The sequence below is a fragment of the Xenorhabdus sp. PB62.4 genome (assembly GCF_014467285.1).
GTDB lineage: Bacteria > Pseudomonadota > Gammaproteobacteria > Enterobacterales > Enterobacteriaceae > Xenorhabdus.
Map to the genome: position 1 here is coordinate 98,902 of NZ_NKHR01000015.1, position 19,177 is coordinate 118,078.

At 44.3% G+C, this 19,177-nt stretch carries 16 protein-coding genes, 1 pseudogene and 1 riboswitch; of the genes and pseudogenes, 6 read left to right on the top strand and 11 right to left on the bottom strand.

Annotation, left to right across the window (positions count from 1 at the left end):
- Window positions 1–14: 14 nt before the first annotated feature.
- From thiS to Xenpb_RS13165, 6 genes are all read right to left on the bottom strand, one after another.
- The gene (gene thiS, locus Xenpb_RS13140) at window positions 15–215 is read right to left on the bottom strand and encodes a sulfur carrier protein ThiS (RefSeq protein ID WP_187654730.1); all 201 of its coding nucleotides are present in this window, start codon (window positions 213–215) and stop codon (window positions 15–17) included.
- On the bottom strand, window positions 199–1,035 hold the full coding sequence (locus Xenpb_RS13145; RefSeq protein WP_187654731.1) for a HesA/MoeB/ThiF family protein: 837 nt from the start codon (window positions 1,033–1,035) through the stop codon (window positions 199–201). Before Xenpb_RS13145 ends, thiS begins: the two co-directional genes overlap by 17 nt.
- Complete coding sequence (gene thiE / locus Xenpb_RS13150; RefSeq protein ID WP_187654732.1) at window positions 1,029–1,724, bottom strand: thiamine phosphate synthase; 696 nt, start codon at window positions 1,722–1,724, stop codon at window positions 1,029–1,031. The genes Xenpb_RS13145 and thiE overlap by 7 nt, the downstream gene beginning before the upstream one ends.
- Complete coding sequence (gene thiC, locus Xenpb_RS13155) at window positions 1,708–3,684, bottom strand: phosphomethylpyrimidine synthase ThiC (RefSeq protein WP_187654733.1); 1,977 nt, start codon at window positions 3,682–3,684, stop codon at window positions 1,708–1,710. Before thiC ends, thiE begins: the two co-directional genes overlap by 17 nt.
- A 150-nt stretch (window positions 3,685–3,834) precedes the next feature.
- Window positions 3,835–3,959, bottom strand: a riboswitch (TPP riboswitch).
- A 65-nt stretch (window positions 3,960–4,024) separates the two neighbouring features.
- Window positions 4,025–7,132: a YadA C-terminal domain-containing protein gene (locus Xenpb_RS13160; protein WP_187654734.1), complete on the bottom strand. Its 3,108-nt coding sequence runs from the start codon at window positions 7,130–7,132 to the stop codon at window positions 4,025–4,027.
- 20 nt (window positions 7,133–7,152) lie between these two features.
- Window positions 7,153–8,094 carry a hemagglutinin gene (locus tag Xenpb_RS13165; RefSeq protein WP_187654735.1) on the bottom strand — a complete coding sequence of 314 codons (942 nt, stop codon included), beginning with the start codon at window positions 8,092–8,094 and terminating at the stop codon, window positions 7,153–7,155.
- Between the two features lie 668 nt (window positions 8,095–8,762).
- On the opposite strand from Xenpb_RS13165, the gene nudC reads away from it, so the two are divergent.
- The gene (nudC, locus tag Xenpb_RS13170; RefSeq protein ID WP_187654748.1) at window positions 8,763–9,536 is read left to right on the top strand and encodes an NAD(+) diphosphatase; all 774 of its coding nucleotides are present in this window, start codon (window positions 8,763–8,765) and stop codon (window positions 9,534–9,536) included.
- 115 nt (window positions 9,537–9,651) lie between these two features.
- On the opposite strand, the gene dcp is transcribed toward nudC, so the two are convergent.
- Window positions 9,652–11,859, bottom strand: coding sequence for a peptidyl-dipeptidase Dcp (gene dcp / locus Xenpb_RS13175; protein ID WP_187654736.1), 2,208 nt, complete (start codon window positions 11,857–11,859; stop codon window positions 9,652–9,654).
- Window positions 11,860–11,966: 107 nt separating this feature from the next.
- Window positions 11,967–12,186: pseudogene (locus Xenpb_RS20490) on the bottom strand (hypothetical protein); the annotation flags it as partial.
- 77 nt (window positions 12,187–12,263) lie between these two features.
- Between Xenpb_RS20490 and hemE the strand changes: the two are divergent.
- The 5 genes from hemE (at window position 12,264) to Xenpb_RS13200 (ending at window position 15,854) form a co-directional block, all read left to right on the top strand.
- The gene (gene hemE / locus Xenpb_RS13180; protein WP_187654737.1) at window positions 12,264–13,328 is read left to right on the top strand and encodes a uroporphyrinogen decarboxylase; all 1,065 of its coding nucleotides are present in this window, start codon (window positions 12,264–12,266) and stop codon (window positions 13,326–13,328) included.
- A gap of 19 nt (window positions 13,329–13,347) precedes the next feature.
- Window positions 13,348–14,025 carry a deoxyribonuclease V gene (gene nfi, locus Xenpb_RS13185; protein WP_187654738.1) on the top strand — a complete coding sequence of 226 codons (678 nt, stop codon included), beginning with the start codon at window positions 13,348–13,350 and terminating at the stop codon, window positions 14,023–14,025.
- A 76-nt stretch (window positions 14,026–14,101) separates the two neighbouring features.
- Window positions 14,102–14,692: a YjaG family protein gene (locus Xenpb_RS13190; protein WP_099114193.1), complete on the top strand. Its 591-nt coding sequence runs from the start codon at window positions 14,102–14,104 to the stop codon at window positions 14,690–14,692.
- 185 nt (window positions 14,693–14,877) lie between these two features.
- On the top strand, window positions 14,878–15,150 hold the full coding sequence (gene hupA, locus Xenpb_RS13195) for a nucleoid-associated protein HU-alpha (protein WP_010848914.1): 273 nt from the start codon (window positions 14,878–14,880) through the stop codon (window positions 15,148–15,150).
- A gap of 50 nt (window positions 15,151–15,200) precedes the next feature.
- Window positions 15,201–15,854: a DUF1481 domain-containing protein gene (locus tag Xenpb_RS13200; RefSeq protein WP_368666825.1), complete on the top strand. Its 654-nt coding sequence runs from the start codon at window positions 15,201–15,203 to the stop codon at window positions 15,852–15,854.
- A 28-nt stretch (window positions 15,855–15,882) separates the two neighbouring features.
- On the opposite strand, the gene purD is transcribed toward Xenpb_RS13200, so the two are convergent.
- The 3 genes from purD to Xenpb_RS19690 form a co-directional block, all read right to left on the bottom strand.
- On the bottom strand, window positions 15,883–17,166 hold the full coding sequence (gene purD / locus Xenpb_RS13205) for a phosphoribosylamine--glycine ligase (protein WP_187654739.1): 1,284 nt from the start codon (window positions 17,164–17,166) through the stop codon (window positions 15,883–15,885).
- A 30-nt stretch (window positions 17,167–17,196) separates the two neighbouring features.
- A complete protein-coding gene (purH, locus tag Xenpb_RS13210) occupies window positions 17,197–18,786 on the bottom strand; it encodes a bifunctional phosphoribosylaminoimidazolecarboxamide formyltransferase/IMP cyclohydrolase (protein WP_187654740.1) in 1,590 nt (529 codons plus the stop codon).
- A gap of 60 nt (window positions 18,787–18,846) precedes the next feature.
- A partial coding sequence (locus Xenpb_RS19690; protein WP_222942972.1) for a hypothetical protein occupies window positions 18,847–19,177 on the bottom strand: 331 nt, incomplete at its 5' end.

Genomic DNA, 19,177 nt, shown 5'->3' on the forward strand with positions numbered 1-19,177 from the left:
AGCCTCCAGCAATATTAGCCACCAGCAATGGCCTGAAACAGCAAGATGTTGTCCCCGTCATTCACCTGATGGGTATACCAATCTGAGCGTGGAATGATGGTTTGATTAATAGCCAATGCGGTACCGGACTGAGTGCACTGGATATGTTCCAGCAACTGTTGCACCGTCATGGGGGCACTGAGTGTCATCATCCGATCGTTAACGATAATGTTCATGCGACTTCTTTTCCTGCCCGTTTTTTATCGATATTGACGTTTTCGCTGATAGTCTTTCTGATATCGATTTTTTCGATACTGAGCTGCAAACTGGACATTGTGGTGAGCGAGTCAGTTGTAACGTACTCCAGCTCTGTTGTTTGCCATCAAACAGCCGGAGTTTTCCACTCAAAGGAGAGGGGAGACCTGTCAGCATTTTTATTGCTTCCAATGATTGCAATGTCCCAATGACACCAACGATTGGGCCTAATATCCCCGCGGTTCTGCAATTGCGTTGGGGTTCTTCTTGATCAGGATAGAGACAGGCATAGCATCCATGTTGATAAGGAAATTCGAAAACCATGAGTTGCCCACTGAAACCGATCGCACTGCCACTGATTAGCGGCTTGTTTTCAGCAATACAGGCGGCATTGACGGCATGGCGGGTTGCCATGTTATCACTGCAATCCAGTACCAAATCGACCCGGTTGACAATATTCGCCAGAGACTCACGATCTTGCCGTTCGGTGAGATCAGTGATATTGATCTGCGGGTTCAAATCAGCCAGTTGTTTTGCTGCTGATTGGGCTTTGTTGGCAGGGATATCTGCTGTGCGGTAAATAATTTGGCGTTGCAGGTTCGAGATATGCAGCGTGTCATCATCTGCAAGATAAAGATCCCCTACGCCGGCTGCGGCGAGATAGAGCGCTGCGGGTGAACCTAAGCCACCCAGACCGACAATCAGCACCTTACTGGCTTTTAATTTTTCCTGACCTTCAGGGCCAATATCTTCCAGAAGCAATTGGCGGCTGTAACGCATAACTTCTTGATCGTTTAGCATAAATTCCCCCGCTCCTGCCCTTCAACTAAGTGAAGTAATTTTGCCGTAGTTTGCTGCCAATCTTTCGATTTCGTGATAGCACTGACTAATGCAACGCCACCAACACCTGTTGCAACGACATCCGGTACACGTTCCAGTGAGATACCACCAATGGCGACGGTAGGATATTCCGGTGTGATCTCAACCTGATGTTTTAGCGCGGCAAGACCTTGAGGTGACGACGGCATCTCTTTCGTGGTGGTGGGGAAAATATGCCCTAATGCGATATAGGAGGGGCGCAGGGATTTTGCCCGCGCCAGCTCCTGTTGATCGTGGGTGGAAATCCCCAAACGCAGCCCCGCTTGCCGGATGGCGCTAAGATTGGCGATATCCAGATCTTCTTGCCCTAAATGAACGCCATAGGCCTGGTGTTTGATTGCCAGTTGCCAGTAGTCGTTAATGAACAGCCGGGCATTGTATTGACGGCCGAGTGCAATGGCGGACTGAATATCCTGCTCTACCTGTTCTTCGGGCTTATCTTTGATGCGCAGTTGCAAAGTCCTGACGCCGGCTTCCAGTAATCGTTCAATCCACATCAGAGAATCCACAACGGGATACAGCCCCAACCGATGTGTGGTTGGAGCAAATGATGGTGTGTCATGTGGTGTTTCGTGTAGTATTTCATGTAGTGTTTCATGCTGATTTTTCATTGGCGGTATCCTCAGCACTGTGATACAGCTCGCTGCCACGGGCGCGGAACTCTTCAGACATCTGTTCCATTCCGGCTTCCTGTTCCAGTTTCGCCGCATAATCCCGCACGTCTTGTGTGATTTTCATTGAACAGAATTTTGGCCCACACATGGAGCAGAAATGGGCGACTTTGCCGGACTCCTGCGGTAAGGTTTCATCGCGATAAGCGCGGGCGGTATCAGGATCAAGCGCGAGGTTGAATTGATCTTCCCAACGGAATTCAAACCGCGCTTTCGACATGGCGTTATCGCGGATCTGAGCACCCGGATGGCCTTTGGCAAGATCAGCCGCATGGGCTGCGATTTTGTAAGTAATCAGCCCTTGTTTGACATCTTCTTTATTGGGTAAGCCGAGATGCTCTTTTGGCGTGACATAACACAGCATGGCACAACCAAACCAACCAATCATGGCAGCGCCAATGCCGGAGGTGAAATGGTCATAACCGGGGGCGATATCCGTCGTCAATGGCCCTAATGTGTAGAACGGGGCTTCGTGGCAATGCTCCAGCTCTTCCGTCATATTGCGGCGGATTAATTGCATCGGGATATGCCCCGGCCCTTCTATCATAACCTGAACATCGTACTCCCATGCGATTCTGGTCAGTTCTCCCAGAGTATGCAGTTCGGAAAATTGTGCTTCATCATTGGCATCCTGAATGGAGCCGGGACGCAATCCATCACCCAAAGAGAGGGAAACATCATAGGCGGCACAGATTTCACAAATTTCACGGAAGTGCGTGTAGAGGAAATTTTCCTGATGATGGGAAAGACACCATTTCGCCATAATCGAGCCACCACGGGAAACAATACCTGTCAGGCGCTTGGCAGTCATTGGCACGTAACGCAGTAACACCCCTGCGTGAATGGTGAAGTAATCGACACCTTGTTCGGCTTGTTCCAGCAACGTATCGCGGAACATTTCCCATGTCAGGTTTTCCGCTATGCCATTGACTTTTTCCAGTGCCTGATAAATCGGTACTGTACCAATGGGAACCGGGCTATTGCGTAGTATCCATTCACGGGTTTCATGGATGTAGCGTCCGGTAGAGAGATCCATCACCGTATCTGCGCCCCAGCGGGTAGACCAAATCAGTTTTTCCACCTCTTCTTCAATGGATGAGGTGACAGAAGAGTTACCGATATTTGCATTGACCTTCACCAAAAAATTGCGGCCAATAATCATGGGTTCGGATTCGGGATGGTTAATATTGGCAGGGATGATCGCGCGACCGGCAGCAACTTCCTGACGGACAAATTCTGGCGTGATGTTTTCCGGTAAGTTGGCACCGAAACTTTGTCCTGCATGTTGTTGGCGCAGGACTTCATTGCGAATACGTTCGCGTCCCATATTTTCGCGCAGTGCGATAAATTCCATTTCTGGCGTGATGATGCCTTGGCGCGCATAGTGCAATTGGGTAACACGTTTGCCTTGTCTGGCTTTCAGTGGATGTGGACGATGGTGAAAACGCAGGTGATCCAGCCCGGCGTCGGCGAGACGTTGTTGCGTAAAATCGGAACTGAGAACGGAGACAGGCTCTGTATCATCACGTTCGTCGATCCACGGCTGGCGGATTTTGGGTAATCCCGTCTGCACATCCAGCACGGAAGTAGGATCACCATAAGGGCCGGAAGTGTCATAAACGGGCACAGGTTCGTTTTCCTCAAATTGAGGTTGCTCTTTTGTGCCATCCACCAGCGTGGGGGATAACTGAATTTCACGCATCGGAACCTGAATATCCTGACGGGAACCTTCAAGATAAATGCGCTTTGAGCTAGGAAACGTCACGCCTTGAATGGAACTGATAAATGCCTGCGCTGCATCTCGCTGCGCTTTACGCGGCCTTGCAGGGTGGGCTTTGGGGGAAATATCCGTGGCTGGAATAACGGAACCGGAAATAACGGTATTGTTGGACTTAGACATAGCAAATTCCTGACTGTGTTATCGCCTGTCTCATTGCTGAACAGGCTTAAGTTGAGAAAATTGCTTGTCTGGAGCTCGCAGGGAGTAATGGTTGATGCTGTTTGGTATTTGTACACGTTATTTGTATAGATGTACGCTGATACTAACAGCGGAGTGATTACTCTTGTTCCCTTCGCGGGTACTAGCCCGATCAGGTTCTGCGGATCCCGAATTAACGGTCTCAGCCTGTGTCCATCGTGATATACGTTGAACGCTAGGCACTCCGACAAGAAAAAAACACCCCAGAGTATAAAGGGGATTATGAAAACTACAACCTAAAACTTGTACTCTTTAAGTGAGATTAAAATCCAATGGTAATCCCTGAGTTCAGCCCGGTACCACTTTGAGTGTCATACATCATGGCAACTTTTATTTGAATATGTGGGCTAACGGTAAAAATAGAACCCACAGCTCCCGCGGCTTGCCCACGGTATGAGGCGATACCAAAACCAACTGAGAGTTTATTACTATTTTTTGATGGAATGGCAGTTGCTGCCATTGCAGCAGAAATGCCTGCATTGATTTTTTTTTGTTGTTTATCAGCGTAGCGGTTCAATTGATCAAACCGGGTATCGACATAATAGTTTTTTGCCATTTTTTCAAACACCGTTTGGTAGTGGGTTTTTTGCGTATTGGTGTAGTGTATTGATTGTCTGGTGATACGCTGGAATCGTTTTTTGGCATCATCTTTTGCCGACAACAGAATATCATTGGTATGCTTATTGGCTTGTGTCTGTAAGGCATCGGCTTGTGTTTTGATCTTCTTGGGAAGTGCTGTTATTCCTGCTTCGACATAGGTTCTTGACTGCGTTAAGGTATTGTCACGGCCATTATTTAGCTGTTTGACATTGATGATATGATTATCTTCAGTGCCTGTTTTAACGCCTGTTATCTGGCGTTGACCAATGTTCAGTTCATCTGTGCGTGTTGCTTTTGAATTTTCACCGAATGCGATCCCTCCATTGGTGCTGAATGAACCTGCGCCGAGGGAAATAGTATGATCTCCGTCGGCTTTGCCACCAATAGCAATGATTTCACTGCCAGCGGTGTCTTCGGCATTTAAGGCTACGGCATTTTTTAAGGTAGTGGCAGCGGAAGTACGAATAGTCGTACCAGTAGTTACAGTATTGTTATTGTGCCCAAAGATAATGCTGGAAGTTATTTCAGCCACAGCAGATCCAATCCCTGCATCACCGATTCCCCCTAAGATACTTTTATTTAAAGTTATTTGGGATAGAGATTGGTTTTTGTCATCTTTGAATAATTTATTGCTTTGAATAATAGTATTCTCGTGTCCTTTAATATAAGAGTCGGCTGTGTGATCAAGCGTGTTATTTGAGCCTGATACTTTATTTTTAACCGAGCTGATGAGGATGTTATTATCATTAATAATGGTGTTTCTTTGAGAGTTGGTTAACTGATTTACACTACCGTTGATACTATTTTCTTTAGAGTCAGTTAACTTGTTTTCATTCCCATTGATGCTGTTTCCTTTAGCATCAGAGAGATGGTTTTTATCGCCCTGAACTTCGTTTTCATTGGAGCGTGTTAATGTATTTTCATTACCTTTGATGTTCTTATTATCATTAGAGTTATCTAATGTGTTGTTATCACCGCTGATATTTTTGTTTCTGTTGGAATGGGTTAACGCAGTGTTGTTGCCAGTAATATTATTTTCGTCAGCGTTGGTTAAGTTGTTTTCATGTCCATTGATACTATTCCCTTTAGCATCCGAGAGATAATTTTTATCACCATTAATTTCATTTTCATTGGAATATTCTAATTTATTCTCATTGCCTATTATTTTTTTATTATCATCGGCATTGTCTAATATATTGTTATCACCACGAATATTTTTGTTTCCATTGCCATTGATAGTGTTTCCTTTAGCATCAGAGAGATGGTTTTTATCGCCCTGAACTTCGTTTTCATTGGAGCGTGTTAATGTATTTTCATTACCTTTGATGTTCTTATTATCATTAGAGTTATCTAATGTGTTGTTATTACCGCTGATATTTTTGTTTCTGTTGGAATGGGTTAACATAGTGTTGTTGCCAGTAATATTATTTTCGTCAGCGTTGGTTAAGTTGTTTTCATGTCCATTGATACTATTCCCTTTAGCATCCGAGAGATGATTTTTATCACCATTAATTTCATTTTCATTGGAATATTCTAATTTATTCTCATTACCTATTATTTTTTTATTATCATCGGCATTGTCTAATATATTGTTATCACCACGAATATTTTTGTTTCCATTGCCATTGATAGTATTTCCTTTAGCATCAGAGAGATGGTTTTTATCGCCCTGAACTTCGTTTTCATTGGAGCGTATTAATGTATTTTCATTACCTTTGATGTTCTTATTATCATTAGAGTTATCTAATGTGTTGTTATTACCGCTGATATTTTTGTTTCTGTTGGAATGGGTTAACATAGTGTTGTTGCCAGTAATATTATTTTCGTCAGCGTTGGTTAAGTTGTTTTCATGTCCATTGATACTATTCCCTTTAGCATCCGAGAGATGATTTTTATCACCATTAATTTCATTTTCATTGGAATATTCTAATTTATTCTCATTGCCTATTATTTTTTTATTATCATCGGCATTGTCTAATATATTATTATCACCACGAATATTTTTGTTTCTATTGCCATTGATAGTGTTTCCTTTAGCATCAGAGAGATGGTTTTTATCGCCCTGAACTTCGTTTTCATTGGAGCGTATTAATGTATTTTCATTACCTTTGATGTTCTTATTATCATTGGAATTATCTAATGTGTTGTTATTACCGCTGATATTTTTGTTTCTATTGGAATGGGTTAACGTAGTTAAGTGGCCAGTAATATGGTTTTTGTCAGAGTTGGTTAATTTATTTATACCACCATCAATTTCATTTTCATTAGATTTTTTTAAATTATTCGAATTGTTATAATCAATATTGGTTTTGTAATCGTACTTCAATTTAATCGTGTTATTATTAGAGTCAGTTAATGTGTTCTTTCGGCTGGAAATTGTATTTTTACTGGAGTTTGTTAAATTGTTATGATTAGATCTTATATAGTTATCATGACTATTATCTAATGAATTTTCAAATGAGAAAAAAAACCACCCTGTCTTGTTGTTTTCCGCAGGAAAATAATAAATATCATCTGCTGAACCAAGTGTGTTGTTGTTTGAATTTTTCAGGTTGTCTTCTCGGGATAATAGTTTATTATCCCGAGAGTTTTCTAAAGTAAGAACCTTGTCTGGTGCAGATAAATAAATGTCTGGAAATATATTATTGTGTCCATCTTTCTCAAAACATAATGTGTGTCCCTTGTCGTGAATTACAGGAAGAGTTGTATCACAAGTTTGCCCTGATGCTATAGGTGTTATAATTAAAGTTACTAAATAACGTATTTTCATTAGTTCTCTTTTAACCTGTATTAGTCTGCACCAAATGACAAGCCTGCCGCTACGCCAACACCACCCAATGTATCAATGGCTGCATTAAAATGAGTCACGGTGTTTGTTGATGTATTCCATTCCCCCCCAACGGCTAAAGCTCCCTGACCCCGAAAGGAACTTACTGCTATACCTGCTGATTTTTCATAACCAAATTTTTGCGGAATAGCTGACATAGCCATTGCACCACTAATGCCGGCATTGGCACGGTTATAATTGTGAGTCAGTTTGTTATTAAGCTGATTGTAGCGAGTGTCATTATAATCCTTGATGGATTTTAATGATTCATTAAAGGCGTTAGATACTGTTTTATCAGTGTAATGTGTTGTTTCATTAATGGTGTTTTTTTCACGATCATTGATATATTTTCTGGCGTTACTGACGATTTTTTTTGTGTGGTCGTTGATGTTTTGTTCCGTAGTATTTAAATGCTTATGGAGAGATTCACCTAATTCCCCGATAACTTTATCAGTGTGTTTGTTAGCATTTTCCAGTGTATTTCTGGCTGTTTTGTTTAACTGCCCGAAATTGACAGCATCAGTATTATCTGTTCCATCTTTAACGCCCGTTATTTGCCGATTACCAATGTTCATTTCATCGGCTCGTTCTGCCTTGGAGCCAGAACCAAAAGCGAGCCCTCCATTTTGGGATTCGCCACCGGCAACAGCCACACCATCTCCATTACTGACCGTACCAGAACCAATGATAACCCCTCTATTTGAATTTATTAGTTTACCGTCATGACCAATGACAATCCCTTTAGTTGCATTGCCTAAGTCATTGTTTGCCCCGATGGCAACGGATTGATCCACAACATTCTGATTCGTGTTTGCCGTGACACCAGAATTAAGGTTGATCTCTGCAAACGCTGGCGATATCGATATGACAGTACTAATAACAACAGCTAAAATGGATTTATTCATGATTTAAATATTCTCGATGAAAGCAGGTATAAACTAAATAATGGTTGTTTAATTGATGCGGTAGCGTGGTGTTAACAATATATGAATTACCTATGAATTGATTTAAGAAATGCTTTTTCTATTTAATATATTCTGGGTAATTACTTATATAGTGAAGTGACCGATCGTATTATGTATTTTTTTTGTATAGAAGAGAAAGGGGATTAATTTAAGAATAATCTTATGTTTATATAAAATAATTAATTGATGCGCTTTAGGTTTTTAAAAATACTTTTGAAGTTGTTACTAGTTGTATTTTAACTAATTATTATATGGGGGAAGCTTGGTTTTGCTGTGAAATCATATAAATCGCTTAATTAAATACGGCATTATTAATCGGTTAACAAAATGGCAGGGTGTTTAAAATAATTCCCAATTCAACTGCTTCCAACCCTGTATTTCAGCTTCCGCTTGCAATTTCTTATCTGCGTTGATGGTAAATACCTCGTCAGCAAATAAACACATCGGCAGGTCGGAATTCCGTGAATCTCACCCGTATAGCAACCTTCTTTCATCACCATATCAATACCCATGGCTGTCTGTATGCCAAAGGAGTATGCTTTGTTCGTGTTGATTTTGAACAACATATAATGGAAATAATCACACAACCTATGATGGAACAGAGACAGATGACGCAACAAAAACTGACAGGTACAGAACGGGGCTGGTGGATTGTCAGTCTTGAGAATCAGGTTTGGCTACCACAAGGAGAGTTACCATCAGGAACGGCTAACCAGTGGTTATTGCAAGGCCATATGGCGCAGCCTATCGGTGAGTGGCAGGGGGAAACAGTTTGGCTGATTCGCCATAGAATGACTTCAAATATGTCTTCCCCCCGTTTAATTGCTGATCGGGATGCCAAATTATTTCAGATGGTAGGACGCGGCGTCCAATTGGCTGAGTTTTATCGTTCGCACCGTTATTGCGGTTACTGTGGTCATGATATGCAGCATAGCCAGTACGAATGGGCCTGTTTATGCAGCCATTGCGAAGAGCGCTATTATCCACAAATTGCGCCCAGTATTATCGTGGGTATCCGTCGTGATGACCATATCTTGTTGGCACAACACCAGCGTCACCGTAGTAATGGTATTCATACCGTACTTGCCGGGTTTGTTGAAGTGGGGGAAACGCTGGAAGAAGCTGTCCATCGTGAAGTGATGGAAGAGAGTGGCATTAAGATCCGGAACTTGCGTTATGTTGCTTCCCAACCGTGGCCTTTCCCGAATTCATTAATGACGGGGTTTTTGGCTGATTATGATAGCGGTGAAATCAATCATGACCCCGTTGAATTGGTCAGTGCAGATTGGTTTCGCTACGATAAGCTTCCCCTGATTCCCGGGCCTGATACGATTGCTCGCCGTCTGATTGAGGATACAGTTGCATTATGTCGTCAGCGGTGATGTTAATTGATCAATGAGTTGTGTATAAAAATGAGAGCTACCTCGTGTTTCGTATCAGGATCCGATATCCATACCAAAACGGGTAACTCTCAATCACTTAAGGTTCAGTGGCTGATTAAGGCTGTTTTTGTTCCTCCAGGCCCCGGTTTTTCAGCATAGGTTTAATACTTGGTGGCTTACCGCGCCAGTTGATATACAGCTTTTCCAAGTCTTCACTATTACCACGTGATAACACCTTATCGCGGAAAAGTTGGCCATTCTCTGGTGTCAGGCCTCCGTGTTCGGTAAACCAGGCAAAAGCATCGTCTGCCAGCATTTCGGTCCACAGATAAGCATAATAACCGGCAGCATAACCGTTACCCCAAATGTGTTTGAAGTAGCTGGAACGATAACGCGGCGGTACGTAGCTGATATAGATGTTATCTTGTTGCAGAGACCTGGCTTCAAACTTATCCACGTCCTGCTGTGGCTGATCAGCGGTTAGCATATGCCAGTGCATATCCAACAACGCGGCTGACAGCAGCTCGGTCATGCTATAGCCTTTGTTGAATTTGTCAGCCTTATTGATCTTATCCACTAACGCCTGTGGCATTGCTTCACCGGTTTGGTAATGCTTAGCGTAATGGGCAAACACCTTGGGATCACGCGCCCAATACTCATTAAATTGCGATGGGAATTCCACAAAATCACGGGCGGTATTGGTGCCGGACAGGCTCGGATATTCCTGATCGGCAAACATGCCGTGCAAGGCATGCCCAAACTCATGGAAGATTGTGATCACGTCGTCATACGACAACAGTGCAGGTTGGCCCGGCGCAGGTTTGGTAAAGTTGGCGACGTTGTAAATCACCGGCTTGGTTCCGATGAGCTTTGACTGATCGACAAAATTACTCATCCAGGCTCCGCCACCTTTATTGTCGCGCTTAAAGTAATCGGTATAAAACAACGCCAACGGTTTCCCGTCTTTATCGAAAACTTCATACACGCGGACGTCGGATTGATAAACCGGGATGTCTTTGCGCTCTTTAAAGGTAATGCCATACAGCAGATTGGCGGCATAGAATACGCCATTATTCAGGACGTTATTCAGCTCGAAATACGGCTTAATCTGTGATTCATCCAAATCATATTTTGCTTTGCGTACCTGCTCAGCATAAAACGGCCAATCCCAGGCCTCCAGCTTGAAGCCCCCTTTTTGCTGATCAATCACCGCCTGAATGTCTTTGGCTTCACGCTCAGCGCGTGCTGTTGCCGCAGGTACAATATCACGCAAAAATTTCAACGCGGCTTTAGGCGTTTTTGCCATCTGATTTTGCAGTTTCCACGATGCGTAATCCGGGAAGCCTAGCAGCTTAGCCTGCTCAGCACGGATCTTCGCTAACCGGGCTAAGGTTTGACGCGTGTCATTATCGTCACCTTTCTCGGCCCGGCGCCACGATGCCTCAAATAAAGCTTTACGCGTATCGCGATCTTTCAGGTCTTGCAAACTCGGTTGCTGAGTGGTGTTTTGCAATACCAACAGCCATTGTTTGTCTAGCTTACGCTCACTGGCAGCCTGCGCAGCCGCGGCAATTTCGCCAGCGGACAGTCCGTTCAGTCTGGCTTTATCTTGAATCGCCAGTGCGCCATTTTTGGTTGCCGCCAGCAGTTTGTTGCTAAACTGGGTACTGAGTGTGGCTGCTTCCTGATTTAAAGCCTTTAACTTTACTTTATCCGCATCAGACAAGTTGGCTCCCGCTAACTCGAAACTTTGATAAGTCACCTCCACCAATCGGCGCGATTCCGGATCCAGATTCAACGTCCCGCGCTGCTGGTAAATGGCTTTGATACGGTTGAACAGTTTACTGTTCAGCATAATTTCATCATTCATCGCCGCCAGCTTTGGTGCAATTTCTTCATCCAGTTTTTGCAGCCTGTCAGTGGTATTAGCTGATGTCATCGCCCCAAATACGTTCATCACCCGTGTCAACGTTGCGCCCGATTTTTCCAGCGCGATAAATGTATTTTCAAAGTCAGGCGTGGCAGGGTTATTGGCGATCTTCTCCACCTCCTTCAGTTTCTGTTTAATACCGGCCGCAATCGCGGGTGCATAGTCTGTTTCTTTTATCTTATCAAACGGAGGAGCCTGGAACGGTAGTACACTCGAGTAGAAGAAAGGGTTTTTGTTCTTGTATTGCTGTTGATTAGCTTCACCAGTCACACTCATCTCCTTGACCTGATCACTTGATACGTTCGTGTGATCAGATCCCAGTTTATTTTCTTCGGCCTGCACCTGAGTGCTTAGTGCCAAGCCAATAGCCAGTACTAAAGTGGATAAACGCATCAGTAGAAACTCCTCCATGTAGGTCTAATAGGTTATTTAGAAAATGACTTCATAAGCGCTTTGATACAGTCAATTAACTACAGGCAATTAATTTACAGTCAATTAATTAACGTAAACCAATTCATCCAACGATTAATTGAAGAGCGCGAACAATGAAGGGTTATGGCAATGTGAGAAACGGCATTGCCTTCATGTAACGCATGTGTTACATGAATGTAGCATAATGAGAGCGATGAGCCGGCGTGCATAGTCCTTGTTCCGGGTTTTGTGACTCTGTACATAAATTTTTTCATCTGACGTCGGGATGGGGACTTGACGTCTATTTATTGGTAGCCACGACGGAAGTTCGGCTTCCGACGTGTTATCATGCGGGCGCTTTTTGTTGATAATCAAGGGAGCTTGTCATGAATGCGTTGAAAAACGACCGCTATCTGCGTGCCTTATTACGTCAGCCTGTCGATGTCACACCGGTATGGATGATGCGCCAGGCTGGCCGATATTTACCTGAATATAAAGCGACACGTCAGGAAGCGGGGGATTTCATCTCGTTATGCAAAAATACCGAATTAGCTTGTGAAGTCACACTTCAACCCTTGCGCCGTTTTCCACTGGATGCGGCAATCCTGTTTTCTGATATTTTGACGATTCCCGATGCGATGGGGTTGGGGCTTTATTTTGAAACGGGTGAAGGGCCGCGTTTTCACTCCCCGATTATGAATCATGCTGATGTGGAAAAACTGCCTGTACCTGATCCAGAAATGGAGTTGGGTTATGTGATGGATGCCGTTCGTGCGATCCGCAAGGCGTTGGCAGGGCAAGTTCCGCTCATCGGTTTTTCTGGCAGCCCGTGGACATTGGCAACCTATATGGTTGAAGGCGGAAGCAGTAAAGCGTTCACTAAGATCAAGGCCATGATGTATGCTGAGCCTGCCACATTGCATCTGCTACTGGATAAATTGGCAAACAGCGTTATTCTATATCTGAATGCGCAAATCAGGGCGGGAGCCCAATCTGTCATGATTTTCGATACTTGGGGCGGCGTTTTATCTCATCGCGATTATTTGGAATTCTCCCTACAGTATATGCACAAAATTGTTGATGGACTGATCCGCGAACATGAAGGCCGCCGTGTGCCTGTGACCCTGTTTACCAAAGGGGGAGGACAATGGCTTGAAGCAATGGCGGCAACAGGGTGTGATGCGCTTGGTTTGGATTGGACAACAAATATTTCTGATGCTCGTCGTCGTGTCGGAGATAAGGTTGCCTTGCAGGGCAATATGGACCCATCCATGCTGTATGCGCAACCCGCCCGAATTGAAGAAGAAGTTTCGACAATATTGCAAGATTTTGGTGTAGGCAGTGGGCATGTTTTCAATTTGGGGCATGGCATTCATCAAGATGTTCCACCAGAACATGCCGGTGCATTTGTCGAAGCCGTACACCGACTTTCAGCAAAATATCATCAATAACGATATTAGTAATAACAGTATGATTGATACAAAGGCACTTCGTCAGGAACAGGTAGAAAAATCACGGCAGGTTATCCGTCATGATGTTTTTTCTGCCTCTTTTACGCCAGAGTTCATTGCGGGTGCTGATGTTGGCTTTGAAAAAGATGGCACGGTAACCCGTGCCGCAATCGCGATTTTGCGATATCCCTCGCTAGAATTAGTCGAATACCAAATCGCAAGAATTGATACGGTACTTCCCTATATCCCGGGTTTACTCTCATTTCGTGAATACCCTGCATTGATGGCTGCATGGCAAAAATTAAGCCTGCGGCCTGATTTGCTTATGGTGGATGGTCAGGGTATTGCCCATCCCCGACGTTTTGGGATTGCCAGTCATTTTGGAGTATTGGTCGATGTTCCGACAATTGGTGTGGCAAAAAGCCGTTTGTGTGGTGAACATGCCCCTGTAGGAGGACTTCCGGGAAGTCGCCAGCCATTGATGGATCATGGCGAACAGATTGGGGTTGTATTACAAAGCAAAAAAAGATGTAACCCACTCTATATTTCCATCGGGCATAAGGTCAGTATTGATAGCGCGATTTTTTGGGTTGAGCATTGTTTGAGGGGGTATAGACTGCCTGAACCGACCCGTTGGGCGGATGGGATTGCCTCAAATAGACCATTTTTTAAGCAAACAATGCAGAAAAATCTATAATTGCGGCGGAAATGTGTGGATATTCTTGATTTTCAGGTAAACTTCGACGCAAATTAGGCATCATGAGTAACGACCAATGTTAAGAAACCCGATCCATCTGAGGTTGGAGAAACTCGAAAGTTGGCAACATTTGACTTTTATGGCTAGTCTATGTGAGCGAATGTATCCAAATTATCAGGTGTTTTGTCGCCAGAGTGGGTTTGCTGACCCTGCACAATATCGCCGCATTTTGGATTTAGTGTGGGAAATCTTGGTCGTCAAAGATGCAAAAGTGAATTTTGATAGTCAGCTGGAAAAATTGGAAGCCATTATTCCATCATCAGAAAATTATGATATTTATGGTGTGTATCCAGCGATTGACGCGTGCATTGCATTGGGTGAAGTAATTCATTCTCGTCTGAGTGGCTCGACGTTAGAACATGCAATAGCCGTCAGTGAGATATCCATCCGCACTGTTGCCATGCTGGAAATGACGCAGGCCGGTAGGGAAATGACCGAGGATGAGTTAAAAGTATTACCTGCCATTGAAGAAGAATGGGATATTCAATGGGAGATTTTCCGTTTATTGGCAAATTGCGAAGAACGGGACATTGAATTAATTAAAGGATTAAAGGCTGATCTCCGTGAAGCGGGGGTCAGCAACATCGGCATAAATTTAGAGCAGTAACACATAAAACGTGACTTAATGCTTGATTTGCCGTATTTAAAGGCTTCACATTTGCCCTCACTCTGTTCTACATTGGGGGGCGAAAAGAAGTGGCTATCGGTGCGTGTATGCAGGGGTGCTGTCAAATCGGCATATCCGTCGCACTCGATGCTTTGCAAACGATAAACACACTGTAAGGATAATCTATGAATAAGACCGAATTAGTTGATGCAATTGCAGCAGGTGCAGATCTGACTAAAACTCAGGCTAAAGCAGCTCTGGAATCAACTTTGAATGCAATCACTGAATCCCTGAAAAATGGTGATGCAGTGCAGCTGGTAGGCTTTGGTACTTTCAAAGTTAACCACCGTGCGGAACGTACTGGCCGTAACCCACAAACTGGTAAAGAAATTAAAATTGCAGCAGCAAACGTACCTGCTTTCTCCGCTGGTAAGGCATTGAAAGACGCAGTTAAGTAATTGCATTGCGAAATAAAATAAGAGGGGGGAATTCAAAGCCCCTTTTGTTGATTCTACAGGGGCTGTTTGCATTAGGGTTTATCTCTTTGCTCAGCGCCTGTTCGATTCAATCAAACACTTCTCTTTTCAATGCCAGTGGTTTTACAACCGACAGCGGTGCTATCCGTTTATGGCGTCTGAATGATCAAAGCAGTAAACCTCAGGTTATCATGAGCGTTTACAGTCCTTATCGTAATAACAATACTGTCGTTACTTTTTATGAATATCGTCATGGCAACTTGTGGCAGATTCGTCGCAATGTGCTTGATAACCCTCCGATTGCAGAAACATTGCGTATCGATCAAAATAACTCGGCCATTTTTAATCTGCGGCAATCAGAAAAACATAATGAACCACTTTCCGCCGATGATATTGCTCGCCTGCGGTTTGATGCCAAACAGATAGAGGAAACCAGTGATGCCTTAATTGCAGGAGATATTAAGCTATTACAGGGGCATTGGCAGTATGGCAGAGTTACCACCTGTGCCGGAAAACAATTATTCGTTGAGTTTGAGCCTCATGATCAGAGATGGATTGAAGAAAGGCAAAACAACAGCTCTGGCCCATTGACTATTGCGTGGCTGGATTCGCCGGCAGGAAAACAGTTGTTATTGGTGGCTAATGATGATTTTTGTCGTTGGGAACCGACGGAAGATAAGTTGTAACGCTGTGACTTCCGCCGGTTTAATTGGTTTATTTCAAACGGGCAATGGCTCGGTAGCCAATATCTTTACGGTAAAAACATCCTTCCCAATTAATTTGCTCTGCTCTCAGATAAGCTTTTTTCTGTGCGTCTGCGATATCGTTACCTAACGCGGTAACACATAAAACACGCCCACCCGCAGTGATAACATTTTCATCTTTAAATACGGTGCCTGCATGAAAGACTTTTTCATCGGCACTTGTTTCCTGAACTAACCCGCTGATAACGTCACCTTTGGCATAATTGGCCGGATAACCTCCCGCCGCCAGCACGACACCCAACGCAGGACGAGGGTCCCATGTGGATGCTTTCCCATTTAATTGGCCTTTCGCTCCGGCAAGACACAGTTCGACTAAATCAGAAGTCAAACGCATCATAATAGGCTGGGTTTCAGGATCACCAAAGCGACAGTTAAATTCAATTACTTTGGGTTCTCCTTGTTTATCAATTATCAACCCGGCATAGAGGAAACCAACGTAGGTATGGCCTTCGGCAGCCATTCCTTTAACTGTAGGGTAAATGATTTTTTCCATAATGCGCTGGTGGAGCTCATCCGTTACCACAGGAGCAGGCGAATAAGCGCCCATGCCGCCGGTATTTGGCCCGGTATCACCGTCACCGACACGTTTGTGATCCTGACTGGTCGCCATAGGAACCACGTTATTGCCATCTACCATGACAATAAAGCTGGCTTCTTCGCCATCCAGAAATTCCTCTATAACGATACGATGCCCTGCATCACCAAATACATTACCTGCCAACATATCTTTAACCGCGCTTTGCGCTTCTTCCATCGTCATGGCGACGACGACACCTTTACCCGCGGCCAGACCATCCGCTTTAATAACAATAGGTGTACCCATCTTTTCTAAATAGGCCAGCGCAGACTCAACTTCTGTAAAGTTTTGATAGGCGGCCGTGGGGATATGATGACGATGGAGAAAATCTTTGGTGAAAGCTTTGGAACCTTCCAGTTGAGCGGCTGCTTTTGTAGGGCCGAAAATTGTTAGCCCAGCCTGTTGGAAAGCATCAACCACGCCGATAACGAGTGGAGCCTCAGGCCCCACGATGGTCAGATCAATATGATGATTCTGGGCAAACGCAAGCAGCCCATCAATATCTGTTGCCGCAATGTCTACATTTTCCAGATTCGTTTCCAGCGCAGTGCCCGCGTTACCCGGTGCAACATAGACCTTATTCGCCAAAGGTGACTGTGCCGCTTTCCAAGCGAGTGCATGTTCTCTTCCGCCACTGCCAATAATCAAAATGTTCATCTGAGCCCTCTATATATAAGGTGAAAATTATTAATGGCGGAAATGACGCATGCCAGTGAAAATCATCGCGATACCATGTTCGTCGGCAGCAGCAATGACTTCATCGTCACGGATAGAACCTCCGGGTTGAATAACACAGCTCACTCCAACCGCCGCTGCGGCATCAATACCATCACGGAATGGGAAAAAGGCATCTGAAGCCATAACGCAGCCCTGAATTTCCAATCCTTCATCGGCTGCTTTAATTCCTGCGATTTTGGCTGAGTAAACACGGCTCATCTGCCCGGCACCAATGCCAATTGTCATATTGTTCTTGGCATAAACGATAGCATTGGATTTGACGAACTTCGCCACTTTCCAACAAAACAGGGCATCCTGTATCTCTTGTTCTGTGGGTTGGCGTTTGGATACGACACACAGATCATCTTTTGCGACCATGCCCAGATCGCGATCCTGAACCAATAAACCACCGTTGACACGTTTGAAATCCAAACCTGCAACGGGTGAATGCCATTCGCCACACGCCAAAACGCGAACATTGGGTTTGGTTGCGAGTATCGGCAGGGCTGCTTGATTAATAGAAGGAGCAATAATGACTTCAACAAACTGGCTCTCAATGATGGCTTGAGCTGTGACCGCATCCAATTCACGGTTAAACGCAATGATGCCGCCAAACGCAGAAGTAGGGTCGGTTTTGAAGGCATTGTCATAGGCGGCATGAATATCAACACCAATCGCAACACCACAAGGGTTGGCATGTTTGACAATCACACAGGCAGGCTCGGCAAAAGTTTTCACACATTCCAGAGCCGCATCGGTATCTGCAATATTATTATAGGAAAGTGCCTTGCCTTGTAATTGAGTCGCCGTGGCAATCGAAGCTTCAGTGGTTTTTTCTTCTATATAGAAAGCTGCATCCTGATGGCTGTTTTCGCCATAACGCATATCCTGCTTTTTAATGAAGTTCAGATTCAATGTGCGAGGGAAGCGCCCTGATGGTTGATTTGTTTCTCCATAATAAGGAGGAACCAGTTTGCCAAAGTAATTGGCGATCATACTGTCATAAGCGGCTGTATGCTCAAATGCCTTGATGGCTAAATCAAAACGAGTGGCTTGTCTCAGCGAGTTTTGGTGGTTATCCATTTCCTCGATAATTTTGTCGTAATCCTGGCTGTTAACAACAATCGCTACATCCTTGTGGTTCTTAGCGGCAGACCGAACCATGGTTGGACCACCGATATCGATATTTTCTACAGCATCTTCCAGAGAGCAATTTGGTTTCGCGACGGTTTGTGCGAAGGGATAAAGATTAACGACGACCATATCAATCGGAGAAATTTGATGTTGCGCCATCACTTCATCATCTTGCCCGCGTCGGCCCAGAATGCCGCCATGAACTTTGGGATGAAGTGTTTTAACCCGTCCATCCATCATTTCGGGGAAACCTGTATAGTCCGAAACTTCAGTGACATTTAGCCCGGCTTCGGCCAGCAGACGAGCAGTACCCCCTGTTGAAAGCAGTTCGACACCGCGACTGGATAAGGCTTTGGCAAATTCAATAACCCCCGCTTTGTCAGAAACACTCAGCAGGGCACGACGGATTGGACGAAGCTGTTGCATTGGTGTGATCCCTTGAATTTCGTAAAACAAGAATGTGCTATTGAGAAAAAACCACTGACTTCATAGAAAAAATGGCTTCTGCAATAACATTTCAAAACAATTTGAAAAAATCATGTGGCGATTTTTACTTCGCAGATTGTAGCGCAAACGTTTGCGCGATGCCCGACAAATTTTACCAAAATACCCAACTGTGGATAAGTTTGTGTGTAAATGGGTATAAAATGGTGTTTTGCTGTGTAATGCAGCAAACGATAATGTTTTTCGAAAAAAACTATTGTCAGCGCCGTAAAACTCCCTATAATGCGCCACCACTGACCGACGCTGAGCTGAAACAAGCCGCTGAGGAAAGTCGGAGGGCAGCGAAAATAAACGCTTGACTCCGGAGGCGAAA

Bases quoted from the DNA above. Each gene is read 5' to 3' on its own strand.
- thiS (WP_187654730.1), bottom strand. From the start codon at position 215: ATGAACATTATCGTTAACGATCGGATGATGACACTCAGTGCCCCCATG.
- Xenpb_RS13145 (WP_187654731.1), bottom strand. From the start codon at position 1,035: ATGCTAAACGATCAAGAAGTTATGCGTTACAGCCGCCAATTGCTTCTG.
- thiE (WP_187654732.1), bottom strand. From the start codon at position 1,724: ATGAAAAATCAGCATGAAACACTACATGAAATACTACACGAAACACCA.
- thiC (WP_187654733.1), bottom strand. From the start codon at position 3,684: ATGTCTAAGTCCAACAATACCGTTATTTCCGGTTCCGTTATTCCAGCC.
- Xenpb_RS13160 (WP_187654734.1), bottom strand. From the start codon at position 7,132: ATGAAAATACGTTATTTAGTAACTTTAATTATAACACCTATAGCATCA.
- Xenpb_RS13165 (WP_187654735.1), bottom strand. From the start codon at position 8,094: ATGAATAAATCCATTTTAGCTGTTGTTATTAGTACTGTCATATCGATA.
- nudC (WP_187654748.1), top strand. From the start codon at position 8,763: ATGACGCAACAAAAACTGACAGGTACAGAACGGGGCTGGTGGATTGTC.
- dcp (WP_187654736.1), bottom strand. From the start codon at position 11,859: ATGCGTTTATCCACTTTAGTACTGGCTATTGGCTTGGCACTAAGCACT.
- hemE (WP_187654737.1), top strand. From the start codon at position 12,264: ATGAATGCGTTGAAAAACGACCGCTATCTGCGTGCCTTATTACGTCAG.
- nfi (WP_187654738.1), top strand. From the start codon at position 13,348: ATGATTGATACAAAGGCACTTCGTCAGGAACAGGTAGAAAAATCACGG.
- Xenpb_RS13190 (WP_099114193.1), top strand. From the start codon at position 14,102: ATGTTAAGAAACCCGATCCATCTGAGGTTGGAGAAACTCGAAAGTTGG.
- hupA (WP_010848914.1), top strand. From the start codon at position 14,878: ATGAATAAGACCGAATTAGTTGATGCAATTGCAGCAGGTGCAGATCTG.
- purD (WP_187654739.1), bottom strand. From the start codon at position 17,166: ATGAACATTTTGATTATTGGCAGTGGCGGAAGAGAACATGCACTCGCT.
- purH (WP_187654740.1), bottom strand. From the start codon at position 18,786: ATGCAACAGCTTCGTCCAATCCGTCGTGCCCTGCTGAGTGTTTCTGAC.